General features: G+C 41.7%; 16 protein-coding genes and 1 other annotated feature. Of the genes, 2 read left to right on the top strand and 14 right to left on the bottom strand.

Going from position 1 to position 17351, the window contains the following annotated elements:
* Window positions 1-20: 20 nt before the first annotated feature.
* From NQ488_05725 to trkA, 3 genes are read right to left on the bottom strand one after another with little or no spacing between them, the layout of a single operon-like run.
* Complete coding sequence (locus tag NQ488_05725; protein ID UWN96795.1) at window positions 21-1010, bottom strand: peptidylprolyl isomerase; 990 nt, start codon at window positions 1008-1010, stop codon at window positions 21-23.
* 30 nt (window positions 1011-1040) lie between these two features.
* Complete coding sequence (locus NQ488_05720; GenBank protein ID UWN96794.1) at window positions 1041-2486, bottom strand: TrkH family potassium uptake protein; 1446 nt, start codon at window positions 2484-2486, stop codon at window positions 1041-1043.
* Between the two features lie 11 nt (window positions 2487-2497).
* Window positions 2498-3865, bottom strand: a complete 1368-nt coding sequence (trkA, locus tag NQ488_05715; GenBank protein ID UWN96793.1) for a Trk system potassium transporter TrkA — start codon at window positions 3863-3865, stop codon at window positions 2498-2500.
* A 191-nt stretch (window positions 3866-4056) separates the two neighbouring features.
* Between trkA and NQ488_05710 the strand changes: the two genes are divergently transcribed.
* The gene (locus NQ488_05710; GenBank protein UWN96792.1) at window positions 4057-4737 is read left to right on the top strand and encodes a GntR family transcriptional regulator; all 681 of its coding nucleotides are present in this window, start codon (window positions 4057-4059) and stop codon (window positions 4735-4737) included.
* A gap of 217 nt (window positions 4738-4954) precedes the next feature.
* Here the strand turns inward: NQ488_05710 and rlmH are convergent, their stop codons facing one another.
* From rlmH to NQ488_05660, 10 genes are all read right to left on the bottom strand, one after another.
* Window positions 4955-5437 carry a 23S rRNA (pseudouridine(1915)-N(3))-methyltransferase RlmH gene (gene rlmH, locus NQ488_05705; GenBank protein ID UWN96791.1) on the bottom strand — a complete coding sequence of 161 codons (483 nt, stop codon included), beginning with the start codon at window positions 5435-5437 and terminating at the stop codon, window positions 4955-4957.
* 30 nt (window positions 5438-5467) lie between these two features.
* Window positions 5468-5734, bottom strand: coding sequence for a glyoxalase (locus NQ488_05700; protein UWN96790.1), 267 nt, complete (start codon window positions 5732-5734; stop codon window positions 5468-5470).
* Window positions 5735-5806: 72 nt separating this feature from the next.
* Window positions 5807-6580 carry a Cof-type HAD-IIB family hydrolase gene (locus NQ488_05695; GenBank protein UWN96789.1) on the bottom strand — a complete coding sequence of 258 codons (774 nt, stop codon included), beginning with the start codon at window positions 6578-6580 and terminating at the stop codon, window positions 5807-5809.
* Complete coding sequence (locus NQ488_05690) at window positions 6577-7233, bottom strand: HAD family hydrolase (protein UWN96788.1); 657 nt, start codon at window positions 7231-7233, stop codon at window positions 6577-6579. The genes NQ488_05695 and NQ488_05690 overlap by 4 nt, the downstream gene beginning before the upstream one ends.
* The gene (locus NQ488_05685; GenBank protein UWN96787.1) at window positions 7223-7801 is read right to left on the bottom strand and encodes a Maf family protein; all 579 of its coding nucleotides are present in this window, start codon (window positions 7799-7801) and stop codon (window positions 7223-7225) included. The genes NQ488_05690 and NQ488_05685 overlap by 11 nt, the downstream gene beginning before the upstream one ends.
* Window positions 7802-9460: a 2-isopropylmalate synthase gene (locus NQ488_05680; GenBank protein UWN96786.1), complete on the bottom strand. Its 1659-nt coding sequence runs from the start codon at window positions 9458-9460 to the stop codon at window positions 7802-7804.
* A gap of 130 nt (window positions 9461-9590) precedes the next feature.
* Window positions 9591-9877: a binding site (T-box leader), on the bottom strand.
* Between the two features lie 97 nt (window positions 9878-9974).
* The gene (locus NQ488_05675; protein ID UWN96785.1) at window positions 9975-11222 is read right to left on the bottom strand and encodes a hypothetical protein; all 1248 of its coding nucleotides are present in this window, start codon (window positions 11220-11222) and stop codon (window positions 9975-9977) included.
* A complete protein-coding gene (locus tag NQ488_05670) occupies window positions 11215-12333 on the bottom strand; it encodes a DUF58 domain-containing protein (GenBank protein UWN96784.1) in 1119 nt (372 codons plus the stop codon). The genes NQ488_05675 and NQ488_05670 overlap by 8 nt, the downstream gene beginning before the upstream one ends.
* Before the next feature lie 14 nt (window positions 12334-12347).
* Window positions 12348-13295, bottom strand: a complete 948-nt coding sequence (locus tag NQ488_05665) for a MoxR family ATPase (protein UWN96783.1) — start codon at window positions 13293-13295, stop codon at window positions 12348-12350.
* A gap of 28 nt (window positions 13296-13323) precedes the next feature.
* Window positions 13324-13635 carry a DUF1292 domain-containing protein gene (locus NQ488_05660; GenBank protein ID UWN96782.1) on the bottom strand — a complete coding sequence of 104 codons (312 nt, stop codon included), beginning with the start codon at window positions 13633-13635 and terminating at the stop codon, window positions 13324-13326.
* Window positions 13636-13859: 224 nt separating this feature from the next.
* On the opposite strand from NQ488_05660, the gene NQ488_05655 reads away from it, so the two are divergent.
* Window positions 13860-14315, top strand: a complete 456-nt coding sequence (locus NQ488_05655) for an Lrp/AsnC family transcriptional regulator (GenBank protein UWN96781.1) — start codon at window positions 13860-13862, stop codon at window positions 14313-14315.
* A gap of 88 nt (window positions 14316-14403) precedes the next feature.
* Here the strand turns inward: NQ488_05655 and NQ488_05650 are convergent, their stop codons facing one another.
* A complete protein-coding gene (locus tag NQ488_05650) occupies window positions 14404-17022 on the bottom strand; it encodes a cation-translocating P-type ATPase (GenBank protein ID UWN96780.1) in 2619 nt (872 codons plus the stop codon).
* Window positions 17023-17351: the final 329 nt, after the last annotated feature.

The raw sequence follows: 17351 nt of genomic DNA, 5'->3' as shown, positions 1-17351 counted from the left end.
CCATTTCTATATTGAATCTTCTACTTGAAATATTTGTTGAATACATCTTCAAAAGCCGTGTTTTCATTCACCGTATTAAAGTCTGTCTTATCCCACAGCTTATCATTAAAATGCAGATATATTGAGCCTTCATATTCCTCAAAATTCTTATTAAATTCTTCAAGCTTTCTTGCTTCGATTATATCATTCTTATTAGCCTCGGTCTTTGTCTTCTCATTATCACTTACGCACCTGATGATATAATATCTTCCTTTGCAGCTTACAATCTGGCTTGTCTCACCGGTTGCAAGATTATATGCAGCCTCTTCAAATTCTTTTTCCATCTCGCCGCGTCTTAATTCACACTCATAATCTCCGCCGTTATTAATATCCCTTGCAACATAGAAAAAGCTCTCTCCGCCATCAAGTCTTGCCTTGGCGCTATTTATTAAATTCTCTGAATCGGCACTTATATACTGGATTGTGATTACCCTCGCATAATCGGCACTTACTTCTGTCTGCAGGTTGGCAGTCATGTCATTATAAAGCCGTGATGCTATTGCAAACTTCGTAAACATCTGCTCAATTTGCTCCTGCGTAAGTCCCAGCCTTTTAGCAGATGCGTCATCAACACATGCAAGATATTCTTTTGCTGCCTTACTTATATTAGTGCTTTCTTCCCTGTTAAGAACAACGCCTCTTTTGTCCGCAAGTTCATTCATATACGCAACACGTATCAGCTTAGTCCGTACCTGCTGCCTTGCGTATGTTTCAAAACTCTGACCGTCTATCTCACGGCTCCACACATTGCTTCCGAACAGCGACTCATACTGCTTCCTGACATCTGCAAAAAGAATTGATGCTTCATAATCATATGCTTTCTGACTGCCTGCCTGAAGTATCTCATGTCTGCCAAAGCCCGTTGTAAAGTACAGACCTTTGCCGTTAAACATTCCTTTATATATAAAGATAAGTGCAAGCACTGCCAGTGCTGCAATAATACGAACCAGTCTTTTTCTGCGTCTCTTCACTGTAATCTCCATTCCTGCGCCATGCGCTTATTAACCATTTTTCTTCCATGTATCCGGCATAAGGAGCACGAATAAAGGAATAAGCTCCAGTCTTCCTGCAATCATGTCAAACGTAAGCACAAGCTTCGACATAACGGAAAACATTCCAAAATTGCCTGTCGGCCCGACAAGGCCGAATCCGGGACCGATATTATTGATCGTCGCAAGAACCGCTGAGAATGTAGTCTCCCAGTCATATCCGTCAATTCCCACGATAACAAGTGATATGACAAATATAAGCGTATACAGGGCAAGATATATATATATTGCCCTGAGTATCGAATCATCAACTCTCTTGCCATCCACCCTAAGAACCTTAACACGCCTCGGATGAACCTGTTCTGATATCTCCTTAATTATTCCCTTTACATATACCAGAATTCTTGATACTTTTATTCCTCCGCCTGTGCTTCCCGTGCATCCTCCGATTGCCATGAGGAGCCCCATAAGTATCTTGGAGAACTGTGGCCAGGCATTAAAATCCTGTGTTGAGTATCCGGTTGTTGTCATAACAGATGATGTCTGGAACGACACCTGCTGAAGCTGATGCATGAAATGTCCGTTCTGCGCCCACAGATTGAGCGTGATAAGCAGTGTTATCGCACAATATATTGCCAGATATCCCCTGACTTCTTCCATCCTGAATGCATCCCTGGCCTTGCCTATAAGAAGCATATAGAAAAATGTAAAGTTCACACCGAACAGCAGCATGAATATTGTTATCACAACCTGACAGTATGTGTTATATGATGCCACGCTGTCTGCAAGTATACCAAATCCACCGGTTCCGGCAGCACCAAATGTAAGACAGATTGCATCAAATACCGGCATTCTTCCAAGCACCAGCAGTACAAAAAGAATAAACGTAAGTGCGGTATATATTTCATAGAGTATCTTGGATGTCTGCTTAATTCTCGGAACAATCTTTCCGACAGATGGTCCCGTACTCTCTGCCCTCATTATATATATGCTTTCACCACCGCCTGAAGGCAGTATTGCTATAAGAAATACAAGGACTCCCATTCCTCCTATCCAGTGTGAAAAGCTTCTCCACATAAGATTGCACTTAAGCAGAGGCTCCGGACTTGCAAGAATACTTGCTCCGGTTGTTGTAAATCCCGATGCAATCTCAAAGACTGCATCAGCCATAGATGGTATGTCTCCTGTAATCACAAACGGAATGGCACCGAGAATACTCATAATAATCCACGCAAGCGCTGCAAGTACATATCCTTCTCTTGCATAGAATTCCTTCTTCTCCGGTTCTTTTGATGACATGATAAATCCTGCAAACATATAAAGACATGCAAGCAGCACATACACTCCAAGTCCGCTCCATTCATGATATACAAGTGCCGTGAGCACCGGTATGACAAAGAATGCACCTTCAATCTCTATAACTTTACCTATTATATAACGAATAATACCATAGTTCATTATTACAGCTCCTATTCAAGAATATCGCTTATTCTGGAAAGGTTAAGATTACTTGTAACCACAACAACAGTATCTCCGACTTCTATAGTATCTTTACCGCTTGGTGTTATTATCCTGCCGTCACGGTTAATTGAACATATAAGAAGATTCTTCTTAAGCTTTAATTCCATAAGTGTCCTGCCTATAAGAGCCTTATTCTCATAACATTCTCTTACATTGAATTCAAGTGCCTCAACCTTATTATCCATAAGGCGGTACAGTGATTCAACATTACTTGAATCAGCGGAATTCTGCATAGATCTTACATGCTTTATTATCTTTTCTGCCGTAATATTCTTAGGGCATACAACACTTCCGAGAGGCATTCCATTAATAACTTTCTCAAAAGAAAGCCTGTTAATCTTAGTTATAAGCTTAGCATCTGATATGCTGTTAACATACAGCGACAACATGATATTCTCTTCATCCATATTGGTAAGCGCCACGAATGCATCCGTCTGTCTTACACCTTCCTCATCCAGCAGGCTCTCATCTACCGCATTACCGTTGATAATAACGGCTTCCGGAAGCTGCTCGCTTAACACCTCGCACCTTGCCCTGTCAGTCTCAAATATCTTAACCTGTACATTCGCTTTAATAAGCTCCTTGGCAAGATAGAAGGATATGCTTCCTCCTCCTGCAATCATAACACTCTTTATAGGCTTATTGGCAAGCTTTATTCTGTCAAAGAAATCCGGCATCTCACGCAGCGGCATTACAACAGATACCTTATCTTTTGAGTGAAGTACTGTATTACCACTTGGTATAATCACTTCCCCGTCTCTTTGAACAACGCAGAACAATGCATTATTACCCAGGATTCCGGATACATCCATAATCTTTTTTCCGTCAAGTGGAGAATAATCAGGTATCTTGAAGCTGATAAGATTAATTCTTCCTCTTGCAAATGTATCGACTTCCATTGCCGATGGTATCTGCACAAGCCTTAATATATCATATGCCGCTGAGCGTTCCGGATTAATAGCCATAGCAAGCTTCAGTTCTTCCTTTATAAAATTAATCTCTTCATAGTATTCCGGATTACGCACTCTTGCTATTGTCTGGCAATGCCCTGCCTGCTTTGCTATAAGGCAGCTGAGCAGATTCACTTCATCCTGATTGGTAACTGCAATAAGCAGATCTGCATTAGATACACCTGCTTCCTCCTGCACACGGTAACTGCTTCCATTACCATATATTCCGAGTACATCGAGCTTTGCAACTGCTTTTTCAAGTGCTGCCTGATTCTTATCTATAAGGGTCACTGAATGACCTTCATTATTCAGCTGTTCTACCAGTGTGTAACCGACTTTACCACAGCCAACAACTATAATATTCATCTTGCTTCTCCATTCCTGCCGTCTCTTATGGCATTCCGGATTTGCGCACAGGCAAAAACCGAACTCTAAATAAATATTTTATCACATTTTTCTTTAAAAATGAATTATAACATGTTATTTTAATAGTAGCAAGTTTCATACATCCGTATGTTTACGCATACATTTCATACTATTACGCTATGGAGGGTATAATGATTACTGTATCTGACAGATTATCCGAAGAATCCGCCAAAGACTATGTCTTAAGGCAGCTTACATATAACATCATTAATGCGAATCTCACTCCGGGAGAGCAGATTGACATCCCAGAGCTCTGCACATTATTCGGAGTAAGCCGCAGTCCTGTGCGAGAAGCAGAGCTTGACCTTGCGTCAAGACAGCTTATAGATATACGTCCCAAAATCGGCGCATTTGTCTCATACATTGATGCAGAACTTGTTGAGGAAGTACGCCAGTTACGCTCAATTCTTGAAGCCGAGCTTGCTGTAATTGCATGTGATGTATTGACTCCGACACAGATAGATAAACTGTGGGAGAATATTGCAATGTGGCAGATGTACATATCCCGCGGCAATGATGAGAAAACTCTCCTGCTCGACAAAGAATTCCACGCAATGATTTATAAGATGTGTGGCAAGTCTTTCTGGCTTGAACTTATCGAAAGTGCTTCACCGCACTTTGACCGTACATCCATCTTGAGCGTCAAATGCCACAAGACCGACAATATAATCCATGATCATCAGGAGCTTGTGACTGCCATTGAACAGCATGACAAAGAGAAGGCAGCACGGATTGCAAAGCTTCACATGACTCGTTACATTGAGAACTTCAACACTCTCAAAGAGAACTTTCCTGACTATTTCAAAAAATAATATAATTTTTATTAAAAGGCATTCCTTATGAAAATGCTTCGGTAATAACAATATAGGATATAAATCACATAACCAGCGCATAAAAACAGATACCATGCACCGGATTCTGAGCTTTCCTAATCTGCGGTACACGGTATCCGTTTAAAAATAGCACAAAATACAAAAATACCAACAAATATATACTATTTGTTGGTATTTTTTGTGCATTATGTTGTTTTTATTTGTGATAAGGCTCATTGTTGCTTATTCTGTACGCCCTGTATACCTGTTCAAGAAGAATTACTCTCATAAGCTGGTGCGGAAATGTCATCCGTGAAAAGCTCAGCTTATAATCAGCCCTGTCGAGCACTCTTCTGTCAAGTCCGAGTGAGCCTCCGATTATAAACACAATACTTCCGTGTCCTTCTACACCAAGACTTTCGAGCTTTTTTGAAAGTTCAACAGAATCGCACATCCTGCCTTCAATTGCGAGTGCTATTACATAAGCTCCTTCAGGGATTGCCGCCAGAATGCGGTCTCCCTCTTTTTCCTTAACTCTGTCATTCATCGCATCACTTGCGTTATCAGGCGTCTTCTCATCTGCCAGCTCCGTAATCTCCAGCCTGCAATACCGTGACAGTCTCTTTGAATATTCCTCTACTGCCTGTGTGTAGAACTTTTCTTTGATACGACCCACACATATAACTCTGATTTTCTGCATATCTGCTTCCTGATTGCCTGTCCTTATTAATCAGCCTTCCACTATAAGATATCTTCCGTCAGGAAGCGAAAATACTTCCATCTGCCCGCGTATCTCATCATCATCCATTCCATCTACATCCATTCCGGCATCTTCAAAATAATCCTTTACCTCATGAATATCATTAAACACCTGTGCCATACATTCATCAAGAAATTCACAGGCTTCCTCCATATTCTCAGCAACAGGTTCATCAAAAAGCTGATTCTGATGCTCAAGAAAATATTCTGCACATATTCTTAAATCTCTCTCATCCATAATAAATCCTCATTCCTGCCTTTTTCATGGCATCTCAGGTTTGTATACAAGCACAAAGTGCCGTTTTTCATTCTAATTGCATAATTTTCTTATAACGCTCTCAACCGATTGCGTGACGTTGGCAGCATGTCTTTTTATCTCATCAACTGCATTCTCCATTGCATATGAATGTGTCACACTCTCAAGCATCTCAATATCATTGTAATTATCTCCGAATGCCATACACTCATCCGCTGACAATCCAAAATATTCCTGAATCTTTTTTATTCCTACACCCTTGTTAACACCCTTGGCCGTAAGGTCAAGGAACAGATCTCCCGATACCGCAACACTCGCCTTATCTCCCCACATATCATGAAAATGCTTCTGTGAGTTGTCTATACCGCTGATATCACACACAGATACCTTTATGATATCTTCATCTATCTCATCAAAGCTCTTTACTATACGCGTCTCATAATTGACAACCTTAGTCATCCTGTTGAGAAACAGCTCAGACTTGGGGCGTATATATGCATAATGCTCGCCTGACGCAAGCACTTCACAATTCTCTATTGAATCAATATCCGCAATCATATCCATCGCAAGGCTGCGTTCAATAGGCATCTTATTGATAATTGTATCTTTGTAACTTACAAGCGCCCCATTCTCCGATATATATACAAGCTTATCAGCAACAGGTGCAAAAAGCTTCTTAAGACTCTCACGCTGTCTTCCGCTTGCCGGTGCAAACAGCATGTCTTTGTCTACCAGCTGCCTGATAACCTGCATTGTTGTATCATCAACATGCTGTGCCTTATTCTGTAATATAGTTCCGTCCAAATCACTGGCAATAAACTTAATCATCTGCATATCTCCAATATCTGTTCAGGAGAATCTACGATATATACAGCTCCGGCTTCTTCAAGTTCTTCTCTTCCTCTGAAGCCCCATGTTACTCCGACAGTATCAACTCCGGCATTCTTTCCCGTGAATATATCCGTATTAGTATCTCCGATATACAGACATTGTGATACATCAACACCCAGCTTGTCAAGAATTTTATATACTCCGTCTGGTGCCGGTTTTTTGGGGATGTCATCGGACTGCCCCATCACAACATCAAAAAGTCCGTCTCCGAATACCGTTTCAACTACGTGTATAACATTATCATGCCTCTTGTTACTGAGTGTTGCAGTCTTTATCCCCATATGCTTAAGTTCTTCAAGCATTGGCAGTATCCCGTCATAAGGAACAACATTGTAGGTACAGCCTGTCCTGAACTCTTCAATGTAATCTGCCATAACAGCATCATAATATTCAAGCTTAGTATCTCCCGCAGCTCTCAATGCTCTTTTAATGAGTTCAAACTGACCGTCTCCTGCAAAATGCTTATATGCTTCTTCCGGCTGTGCAGGCAGTCCGTATTTTTCAAGCACAAGATTCGCTGTATGCGCAATTGCTCCGACAGAATCGGTTGTTGTACCATCAAGGTCAAAGATGCATGCTTTATATCTCATATCCGTCACTCCTGAGTTTGTCACATATTGCTGCTACAGGCAGCCCCACAACATTATTATAATCTCCGTCTATTCCGCTTACATATGCGGCAAAGCGCCCCTGTATTCCATATGCACCCGCTTTGTCCATAGGCTCCTTAGTATCTATATATGCATATATCTGCTCATCAGTCATCGGCATTACATGAACCTTTGTCTCTACAGCAAATGTCTCTGCCGTATCATTATGAATCAGTGTCACTCCCGTGAATACACTGTGGCTTTCTCCCTGAATCAGCTTAAGCATCCTGAATGCATCATCCCTGTCATGAGGCTTACCAAGTATCCTGTTCTCTGCACTTACAACAGTATCCGCACCTATAACAAGTACATTCTTTGTATCTTCCAGCCGGTCATATACTGCCTGCGCCTTCTGCGCAGACAGTTCACAAACCACATCTTTCGGAAGCGTCTTTGTCACTATTTCCTCAACATCACTTACAATAATATCAAACTTCATGCCAACCTGCTCAAGCAGCTGCTTTCTTCTTGGCGAACCGCTTGCAAGCACAATTCTGTCCGGCTTCATTTACTGCATGCTCCTGTTCATGGCTGATACAAGTGCGTCAATTGAGGCTCTGATAATATCGGGATCTATACCTATACCAAAGTAGTTCCTGCCATCGCCGCCTTCAATTCCCACATAAGCGATAGCACTTGAATCAGAACCATCCTGAAGTGCATGCTCCTCATAGCAGATAATTCTGCATGATCTGTCAAAATGCTTTGCAAGTGCATTGCTAACCGCATCAAGACGGCCGTTACCGCCTGCTTCGATAACACTCCTTACTCCATCCTGCTCTACAGTTACAGTTGTCTGGATACCGTCAACCTGTCTGAAATGTACCTCGACAATATCAAAATCAGGTACAAACTTCTTATATCTCTTCTCAAATATATCATGAATCTCTTCAGGTGAAAGTTCCTTATGTTCAACATCAGATACAGCCTTGACTGCGTATCCAAGATCCTCTCTCATCTTCTTAGGCACCTTAATTCCGAAGCTCTGATCAAGCACATATGCAACTCCACCCTTACCTGACTGGCTGTTTATTCTTATTACATCGCTGTCATATGTACGTCCTACATCTTCAGGATTAATTGGCAGATATGGCACATTCCAGTGATCCATGTCTTTTTCTTTTCTCCACTCCATTCCCTTGGCAATTGCATCCTGATGAGAACCTGAGAATGCAGCAAATACAAGCTTACCGCAATAAGGATGACGCATATGTATATTCATCTGTGTAAGTCTCTCATATGTTGCTGCAATACCCGGCATATCTGACAGGTCCAGTTTAGGATCAAAGCCCTGTGAATACATATTCATTGCCAGTACCATAATGTCTACATTACCTGTTCTCTCACCATTGCCGAACAGAGTACCTTCAACGCTGTCCGCACCTGCAAGCACACCAAGCTCTGCATCGCTGATGCCGCAGCCTCTGTCATTATGCGGATGAATTGAAAGAATGATTGAATCACGGTTATGCATATTCTTGGACATATACTCTACCTGGCTTGCAAATACGTGAGGCATTGCACATTCAACTGTTGTAGGGAGATTAATATAAGCCTTATGCTCCGGTGTAGGCTGCCATACATCAATAACCGCATTACATACATCAAGTGCATAATCAACCTCTGTCTGTGAGAAGCTCTCAGGACTGTACTTGAATGAGAAGTTGCCCTCTGTCTTGTCTGCAAGTTCCTTAAGAAGCTTCGCTCCATCTACTGCAATCTGCTTAATCTCTTCCTTAGACTTTCTGAATACCTGCTCTCTTTGTGCAACAGATGTAGAGTTATATACATGTACTATCGTATTAGGAGCACCCTTGCATGCTTCAAATGTCTTGCGGATGATATGCTCTCTTGCCTGTGTAAGTACCTGGATTGTAACATCATCAGGAATCATATTGCGTTCAATAAGTGCTCTCAAGAACTGGTACTCTGTATCTGAAGCAGCAGGGAAGCCTACCTCTATCTCCTTAAAGCCAATCTTGACAAGCATCTCGAAGAACTCCAGCTTCTCCTCAAGGCTCATCGGCTCGATAAGTGCCTGATTGCCGTCTCTTAAATCTACAGAACACCATATAGGGGCCTTATCGATGCAGTCCTTCTTAACCCAGTCATAGCAATCCACGGGTGGCATAAAATAAGTCTTCTTGTACTGTCTGTAATCAAACATTGTCTCCTCCATTCCTGTGCGGTCTGCGCACTCTCACATTTTTAATATTTATCGTTAACTCATATTTAATAAGTAAATGGCACAGAGTTGTCACAAAAAAAATCTTCCGCCTCCACATGCTGTTGTGCATGTAAGAGACGAAAGACATATAATCTCACGCGATACCACTCTAATTCACAGTTTCCTGTGCTCTCACCGGATACGTGTATATATATACATTATATCCTGTCCGATGTAACGGCCGGCTCCCGGCTACGTCTACTTGCCATATACATCATAATTCTGATAATCCTGATTCCATATAGCTTTGGGGTAGCTGCTCCAAGGTGAGTTCATTGCTTTCCATCTGCTGTCTCGCACCAACCGGCAGCTCTCTGCAACAGGTCCGCAAATACTATTCCTCTTCATGGCATTTACTTATTATAAAACTTACATCGCTAATTATACACAACTATCCGATAAAAGTCCAGCAGAATTTTAAAATAGTTAATATAAAATATTTATTATCTGCCGGCTATCTGCTAATATTTTTAAGCTGTTTTATATCCCCGTCAGATACAGATCTGTGTGAATATCTCGCAATCTCGTACGCTCTTGTGATCTCTCCTGCAATCTTTTCATCAGATGTAATATTCTGTATTGTGATGTCTCCCGGAATCATCGCCTGCGGCATTGTCTTTGTTCCCGAACGCTTCATGCCTTTTTTTACTGCTTTACGGTAAAGCTTCCTGTATCTTTCATCTGATGAGCCGGTTTCTTTTTCTTCCATAGCATACGTGTTATGCTTTATCTTTTCTTTTTTGTCAGTACTCTTAATAAACTCTATAACATCACTGCCTTCATTAATACAGCCTTTTTTCTGCATAAAAGCATTAAGTGTCTTAATTACGGCAATTACTACAGCCGCAATTATTATTATTGCCGTCACTGCAATAACAGCATTGATAAGATTCTCTATATTACCGTCACCGTTATCTGATGTCATATAGCCAAGAATTTCATCCTGTGCATCTTCCCGTGGTATTGTCTGACCTGATGATGACGTTTTCTGCCATTTACCGAGCAGCTCAATTATCCATATAATAGCTGTTGCTATCCCTCTGCCAAGTACTTTGCATGCGTCACCGGCAAATCCGAGATGTCCTCCGGGCAATGCAAGTACAGCCAGCATTGCCGCTGCCATGCATATTACAGTAACAGCCAGCACCCAGCCGTTAACTCTGCCAAGCTGTCCTGCCGGAAAGTTCGTTGTGCTTTTGTTCAGCTCTGAAACGCCGTTAATTCTGAACATATTCTGATAAACTACTGACAATATTGCAAATGCTGCCGCTGCCAGCACCGCTGTCTCCCGTACTGTACTGCAGCCATATGCCGTCCCTGATATATATGCTGCAACCATTACAATGAGTGCCACATACGATATGCGTTCTTTATCAGGTCTCTGGTTCTTATACATAACATATGACGAGTATAATGTAATTATAAGTACTATGATGCAATACATAAATGATTCGTTATCATTACGTCCAAAAAGTGCAGCCGCAATGACCGCCGCCATGTGACCGGCGTAAAATCTCCGGTTTGTCAATCCCGCATGACGCAGGAACCATGTCCATGCAGCCACTGCGTATACCATAAGGCATCTCCAGTAATCCCGTAAGCCATATCCGAGAGGTTCATATCCAATCACGACAGCCATAACAAGAAACACAGTTCCCGCCAGTAATATTTCTATTATTGACATTACCTTTTTATTACTCATATCTTGCCACCTCCCATGGTGTTACGGATACATCCGGACAAAACTGCAGTCCGGTATCCATTCCATCATGATATGGCAGTATCCATGATACGGCTTTTCCCTGTCTGCACATATCATTGTATCCTGACTGAAGAGCTTTATTGGTTCCCGGAGATACCATAATACATACGGACTGCTCATCTATTCTGTCAAACAGATTCTCAACCGGCTCCATATCAAGATTGAGATCAATCCGCGCAAGGCATGTATTAACCGTCTTAATATGTGCAAGTCCCTGTGCTCCGTCTACAATAAGTTCTGTACCTGTAACACGGTCACGTCCATTGCTGACTATCCCCGTGACTACGCCCTGCGCACTAAGCCTCTGTACAAGTCCTGCCACAATCGATATGCTCTCTTCCTGCAGTGCTCCATTTATAATCATGCCATCAGGCTTAAGATTCATGATAATGCAGACTTTCCTGCTTGATGTATAGTCATGAATGTTAACTTTAAGTCCGAGTGTCCTTGCAGTAGCCTTCCAGTTAATCATCTTCATTGAATCATAAGTTGTATAATCGCGTATGCCACGTATCTCAAACGGATCTTCATACATCGCACGCCTGGTTATTATGTCTCCAAGCACATTTCTGCTCAGGATATCTATTCCGTTTACGTCTGCAATCTTCGGATACACAATAAGCTCCCTGTGCATATACTTCTGACAGCTCATGACCTGATTCATGAATATTCCCTTTGAGACAAGCTCAATGCTGTCTATACAATAGACTCCTCTCCGCCTGCACCGTACCGGAAGTCTCCTGGTTATCCTCTGATGAAAAAGCAGAGAAAACACATCATTTTTATATGACTTATCCGTAACACTCGAATTAGAGTCTTCTCCTTCAAATTCAAGCTTTCTGTCCATCTGGAACTTTACATTGACAAAAGGAAGAGGAAGCCACTTGTCATTGGAAATGACTTCAACAATCTCAATCTCATCACCGCACACTGCTGAATCTGTCGAGAATCGTACATCCGCCTCAAGATTCTTTGTCCATATGTGCGTATATATTCCTGACAGCCCAAGATATACTGCTGCTGCAGCTGCAAGCATTATAACTATCTCCATATATTCCGGCCCTTCTAATCATGCTGTGTATTCCAGTCTTCAGTCTTAAGCGGACACCTGTCAAGTATTGCCTCTACCATTGCTTTTCTGTTGTCCTTCATGACTGCTCCTGACTTCAGAACTATTCTGTGTGCAAGAACAGGAACAGCAAGTTCGCGTATATCCTCAGGCACGACATAATCTCTTGAATTAATATATGCATATGCCCTTACAGCACGAAGCATTGTAAGCGTTCCTCTCGGACTGACACCTATTGCTGCTTCCGGAAGTTCCCTTGTCATCCTGACTATGTCAGCAATATACTCCATAAGATGCGGATGTATATATACCTTCTGGGATTCATCCTGCATTTTTATAATATCCTGTTTTGTGCATACAGGTCTTATGCTCTCTGCCGGGTTATCTGACAGAAATCTGTTCATCATAAGCAGTTCCCCATCCCTGTCCGGATATCCCATTGAAATCTTCATCATAAATCTGTCAAGCTGTGCTTCAGGCAATGCAAACGTACCTGCTGTCTCGATAGGATTCTGTGTCGCTATAACCACGAACGGTTCTTCAAGCTTAAGCGTCTCATCATCTATAGTAACCTGTCTTTCCTCCATACATTCAAGCATGCTTGACTGCGTTCTCGGTGTCGCCCTGTTTATCTCATCCGCAAGAACTATATTGGCAAACACAGGTCCCTTTCTTAATACAAACTCGCCTGCTTTCTGATTATAATAATGTATTCCCGTAACATCTGAAGGCACAAGATCCGGTGTAAACTGTATACGCGAGAACTGCGCATCAACTGACTTTGCCAGTGTCTTCGCGATTAAAGTCTTACCTGTTCCCGGAACATCTTCAAGGAGAACATGTCCACTGGCAAGCATTGCCGTAAGTATATAATCCGTAACCTTCTCCTTGCCGACAATCACTCCTGCCATATTTTTTCTAATATCATTAATTCCAGCCTGCATACCTGTCTCCATTCCTGATTATAACTTATTACTCTTCGTCATCCCCTGCAAGCTCTTCATACTCTGCTTCATCAAGAAGTTCGTCGTATCTGTCAGCAGCAGCCTCATATTCTTCCTCGTCATCAATATATTCTATTGATGGATTACCTTCCTCATCCTCAAGATATCTGTATATATACACCTCATCCTTGGGATTGCCGTCCTTGTCCTTCGGCAGCACTACAATGTAATCCTTTCCGCCGCATTCATATATTGTAAGTATTGAACACTCAACATCCCCCTCGTCAAGTGTGAGTACAAGTGTCATCTCTTCATCATCTTCGTTATGATTCTTAGCCATAATCAATAAACCTCCGTTTTCTATCCGCATTTTTAGCGCATAAATGAATTATATTATACCAATCCCAAATATTCCATTAATTTTTTGAAAAATTTATTGATTTATTAAAATAAATAATGTATCATATATCCATAAATAAAGTAAGTCGACGGCGACAATTGTGAGGCATCCTAAGTCTTATAATTGTCTTTTTTTATGTCAGACAGCGGAAAGAGGTATTTGCCATGGATAAAATTGATAAAAAGCTTGTCACACTTCTGCAGGAAAATGCAAGAATGCCGCTCAAGGTTCTTGCCGAAAAAGTATTTCTTTCATCCCCTGCGGTATCTGCCAGAATTGAACGTCTTGAAAAAGAAGAGATTATAGTAGGCTATGAGGCTAAGATTAACCAGCTCAAATTAGGCTACCACATAACAGCATTCATCAATCTTGAGATTGCACCCGTACAGAAGCCGGAATTCTATCCTTTTATCAAATCATGCCCTAATGTAATAGAATGCAACTGTGTTACCGGTAATTATTCGATGCTGCTTAAGGTTGCATTTCCAAGCACTATGGAACTTGATACTTTCATCGGCCAGCTGCAGAAATTCGGCAGAACAAGCACGCAGATTGTATTCTCTACGCCTGTCGAGCCACGCGGAATCGATGTAAATGCAGAGATGCCTGACGATAAATAATGATTATAATATTATAAAAAGCTTCACCCTGTCGGTGTCATGAAGATATTTTCCATGACCTCCATATCCGGTGAAGCTTTTGTTTTGCCTATCTTCCACGCACTATCCTTGACATTTGGATAATAAGTGACGGTATAAGTGCCAGTATTATAATCATTGTAATCTGTGCCATTCCAAGCGGTGCGATACAGAACAGTCTTCCAAGTGCCGGAACTGTGAGCACAATTGCAAGCAGCAATGTTCCTGCCGCAAATGCAGCAATACTCCATTTATTGCTTCCTATTCCTATTCTGTTCAGAGATTTGCTGCTTCTGCAGTTAAATCCATGAAAAAGTCTTGCAAGTGTGAGTACCGCGAATGCCATCGTGCTTGCCGTAGCTGCATTCACAGACAGGCCTGTATAAAATCCTGTAAGTGTTGATACAGCAATCATTACACCATAGAGCAGAAGGTTTAATGCAAAATCACGTGTAATTATTCCTTCCTTTGGATTCCTTGGTCTTTGCTTCATCAGCGACTTATCTACCGGCTCCATACCTATCGCAAGTGCCGGAAGTGAATCTGTAAGCAGGTTTATAAAGAGCAGATGCACCGGTTCAAACGGCGTTGGCAATGCAGCAACAGAACAGTACAGCACCACCATTATTGCTGCCATATTACCCGAAAGCAGAAACTGGATTGCGTTTTTGATATTTCTGAATACATTTCTTCCGTTAAGCACAGCCTTTATTATTGTGGCAAAATTATCATCCGTAAGTATCATTGATGCCGCATCCTTTGATACTTCTGTACCTGTTATTCCCATTGCAATTCCGATATCAGCTTTTTTAAGTGCCGGTGCATCATTAACACCATCTCCCGTCATCGCTACTATTCTTCCTTTTTTCTGCCAGTGCTCTACAATACGTATTTTATTCTCCGGCGAGACTCTTGCATACACGCTGACATTTTCAATTATGCCATCAAGCTCTTCATCTGTCATTCTGTCAAGCTCCTGACCTGTAACCGCAATATCGCCATCTTCAAATATTCCGATTCTTTCGGCTATGGCTTTTGCTGTAACCTTATGGTCCCCTGTTATCATAACTGTTTTTATTCCTGCAGATTTTGCTTCCATAACTGCATTTTCCGATTCTTCCCTCGGAGGGTCTGTCATTGCGGCAAGTCCGACAAACGTATATCCGCTCTCATCATCCGGTTCAAGTCTCTGGCTGTTGTCTGTCTCTTTATATGCAAATGCAAGAACTCTCTGACCCTGTTCTGAGAAAATCTCATTCTGCCTGTATATCTTTTTCCTGTCATCCGGCGTTATAGGACGTACGCCGTCAGATACAGCAATATTCTCTGTTCTCTCAAGAATTATATCTGTTGCACCTTTTGTAAGTATCATAGGAATGTTATGAATCATATATTTGGTACTCATCATCTTCCTGTCCGAATCAAAAGGGAGTTCTGCCATTCTCGGCATAAGCTGTCTTATATTTTCTTCCGATATGCCTGCGTTGCTAAGTCCGGCATTACGTGCCATTGTAAGCAGACAGTATTCCGTCGGATCCCCTATCCCCTTTTCCCCATCTATAGAAGAATCGTTATTAAGTATAGCAATATACAGCAGATATCTGTGGAGCTGCTTTTTTATGTCAATTTCATCAGGATTTATGCAGGCACCATCTATATATACATTCTCAACAGTCATTCTGTTCTGTGTAAGCGTACCGGTCTTATCCGAACAGATTACAGATACACATCCAAGGCTCTCAACCGCCTTCAGTTCCTTCATTACTGCGTTATCTGCTGCCATTTTCTGTGTGCCCATAGCCTGAACAATCGTAACTATTGAGCCCAGGGCCTCCGGTATTGCGGCAACTGCCAATGCAACTGCAAACATAAGGGACTCAAGCAGCGGCTGTCTCTGATATATTCTTATACCAAAAACAATTGCTGATATAATCATTATTGCTATTGCAAGCTTCCTGCTGAAATCATCAAGACTTACCTGAAGCGGAGTCTTTTTCTCTTTGGTTGCATTCATCAGCCCTGCAATCTTACCCATCTCAGTTTCCATACCTGTTGCCGTCACAAGTATCTCTGCCCTTCCGTATGTGACAAGACTTCCGGAATACACCATATTGGTTCTGTCAGCAATTCCTGCTTCTCCTTCCGGCACCCTGTCTGTCTTATCAACACTAGTTGACTCACCGGTAAGTGAACTTTCATTCACCTGAAGTGAATAAGAACACAGGACTCTTCCGTCTGCTGCAACCATATCCCCCGCGTCTAATAAAAGAACATCTCCCGGCACCACATTCTCAGCCGGAATTTCTATTTTTCTGCCGTCCCTTAATACTCTCGCATGAGGAGCTGACATTGCTTTCAATGATTCCAGTGACTTTTCAGCTTTGACATACTGGATTGTTCCCAGCACTGCATTCATGATTATTACTGCAAATATTACCGCAGTACTTTCCGCATTCCCTGAAAACATTGATATCACTGCCGCCATAATAAGAATTATTACAAGCATATCTTTAAATTGTCCAAAAAATACCGCCAATGCACTTTTCTTTTTAGATTCGCTAATTACATTATGCCCTTTTTCTTCAAGTATCTCACTGGCAGCATCAGTTGTAAGTCCGTTGCCGTCAGCTTTCATGTACATAAACAGTTCTTCTTTGCTCATACGGTATAATTCTTTGTTATCTTTCATTGTGGGCCTCCTTTATTCAGGTTATTGTTGCAGCTGCCGTAACACAGTTTACGTATGAACATATTATCAGAATAAAAAAAGACTTTTTGCGTATACAAATAAAAATGTATACGCAAAAAGTCTTGTTCAACATAGGTTGTGCAGACCCCGGATTACCAAAAGACTATGTCCAAAGACTATGTCCATAAAGACCATTGTCACATAATAATCGTACTGACGAGATTCCGCAACATGCTCCGGTGTTCCTGATATCAATCAGTATCCCGGCAATCCGGCATGCAACTACTCCCTTTTTGTGATGTATATTTTATAACATTATAAGCAGCTTT

It is taken from the genome of [Bacteroides] pectinophilus, assembly GCA_025146925.1.
Classification (GTDB): Bacteria; Bacillota; Clostridia; order Lachnospirales; family Lachnospiraceae; genus Bacteroides_F; species Bacteroides_F pectinophilus.
This window is presented reverse-complemented; position numbering and strand designations above follow the sequence as displayed.

Coding starts and splice junctions, on each gene's coding strand:
- NQ488_05720 (UWN96794.1), bottom strand. CDS start 2,486: ATGAACTATGGTATTATTCGTTATATAATAGGTAAAGTTATAGAGATT.
- trkA (UWN96793.1), bottom strand. CDS start 3,865: ATGAATATTATAGTTGTTGGCTGTGGTAAAGTCGGTTACACACTGGTA.
- NQ488_05710 (UWN96792.1), top strand. CDS start 4,057: ATGATTACTGTATCTGACAGATTATCCGAAGAATCCGCCAAAGACTAT.
- rlmH (UWN96791.1), bottom strand. CDS start 5,437: ATGCAGAAAATCAGAGTTATATGTGTGGGTCGTATCAAAGAAAAGTTC.
- NQ488_05700 (UWN96790.1), bottom strand. CDS start 5,734: ATGGATGAGAGAGATTTAAGAATATGTGCAGAATATTTTCTTGAGCAT.
- NQ488_05695 (UWN96789.1), bottom strand. CDS start 6,580: ATGATTAAGTTTATTGCCAGTGATTTGGACGGAACTATATTACAGAAT.
- NQ488_05690 (UWN96788.1), bottom strand. CDS start 7,233: ATGAGATATAAAGCATGCATCTTTGACCTTGATGGTACAACAACCGAT.
- NQ488_05685 (UWN96787.1), bottom strand. CDS start 7,801: ATGAAGCCGGACAGAATTGTGCTTGCAAGCGGTTCGCCAAGAAGAAAG.
- NQ488_05680 (UWN96786.1), bottom strand. CDS start 9,460: ATGTTTGATTACAGACAGTACAAGAAGACTTATTTTATGCCACCCGTG.
- NQ488_05675 (UWN96785.1), bottom strand. CDS start 11,222: ATGAGTAATAAAAAGGTAATGTCAATAATAGAAATATTACTGGCGGGA.
- NQ488_05670 (UWN96784.1), bottom strand. CDS start 12,333: ATGGAGATAGTTATAATGCTTGCAGCTGCAGCAGCAGTATATCTTGGG.
- NQ488_05665 (UWN96783.1), bottom strand. CDS start 13,295: ATGCAGGCTGGAATTAATGATATTAGAAAAAATATGGCAGGAGTGATT.
- NQ488_05660 (UWN96782.1), bottom strand. CDS start 13,635: ATGGCTAAGAATCATAACGAAGATGATGAAGAGATGACACTTGTACTC.
- NQ488_05655 (UWN96781.1), top strand. CDS start 13,860: ATGGATAAAATTGATAAAAAGCTTGTCACACTTCTGCAGGAAAATGCA.
- NQ488_05650 (UWN96780.1), bottom strand. CDS start 17,022: ATGAAAGATAACAAAGAATTATACCGTATGAGCAAAGAAGAACTGTTT.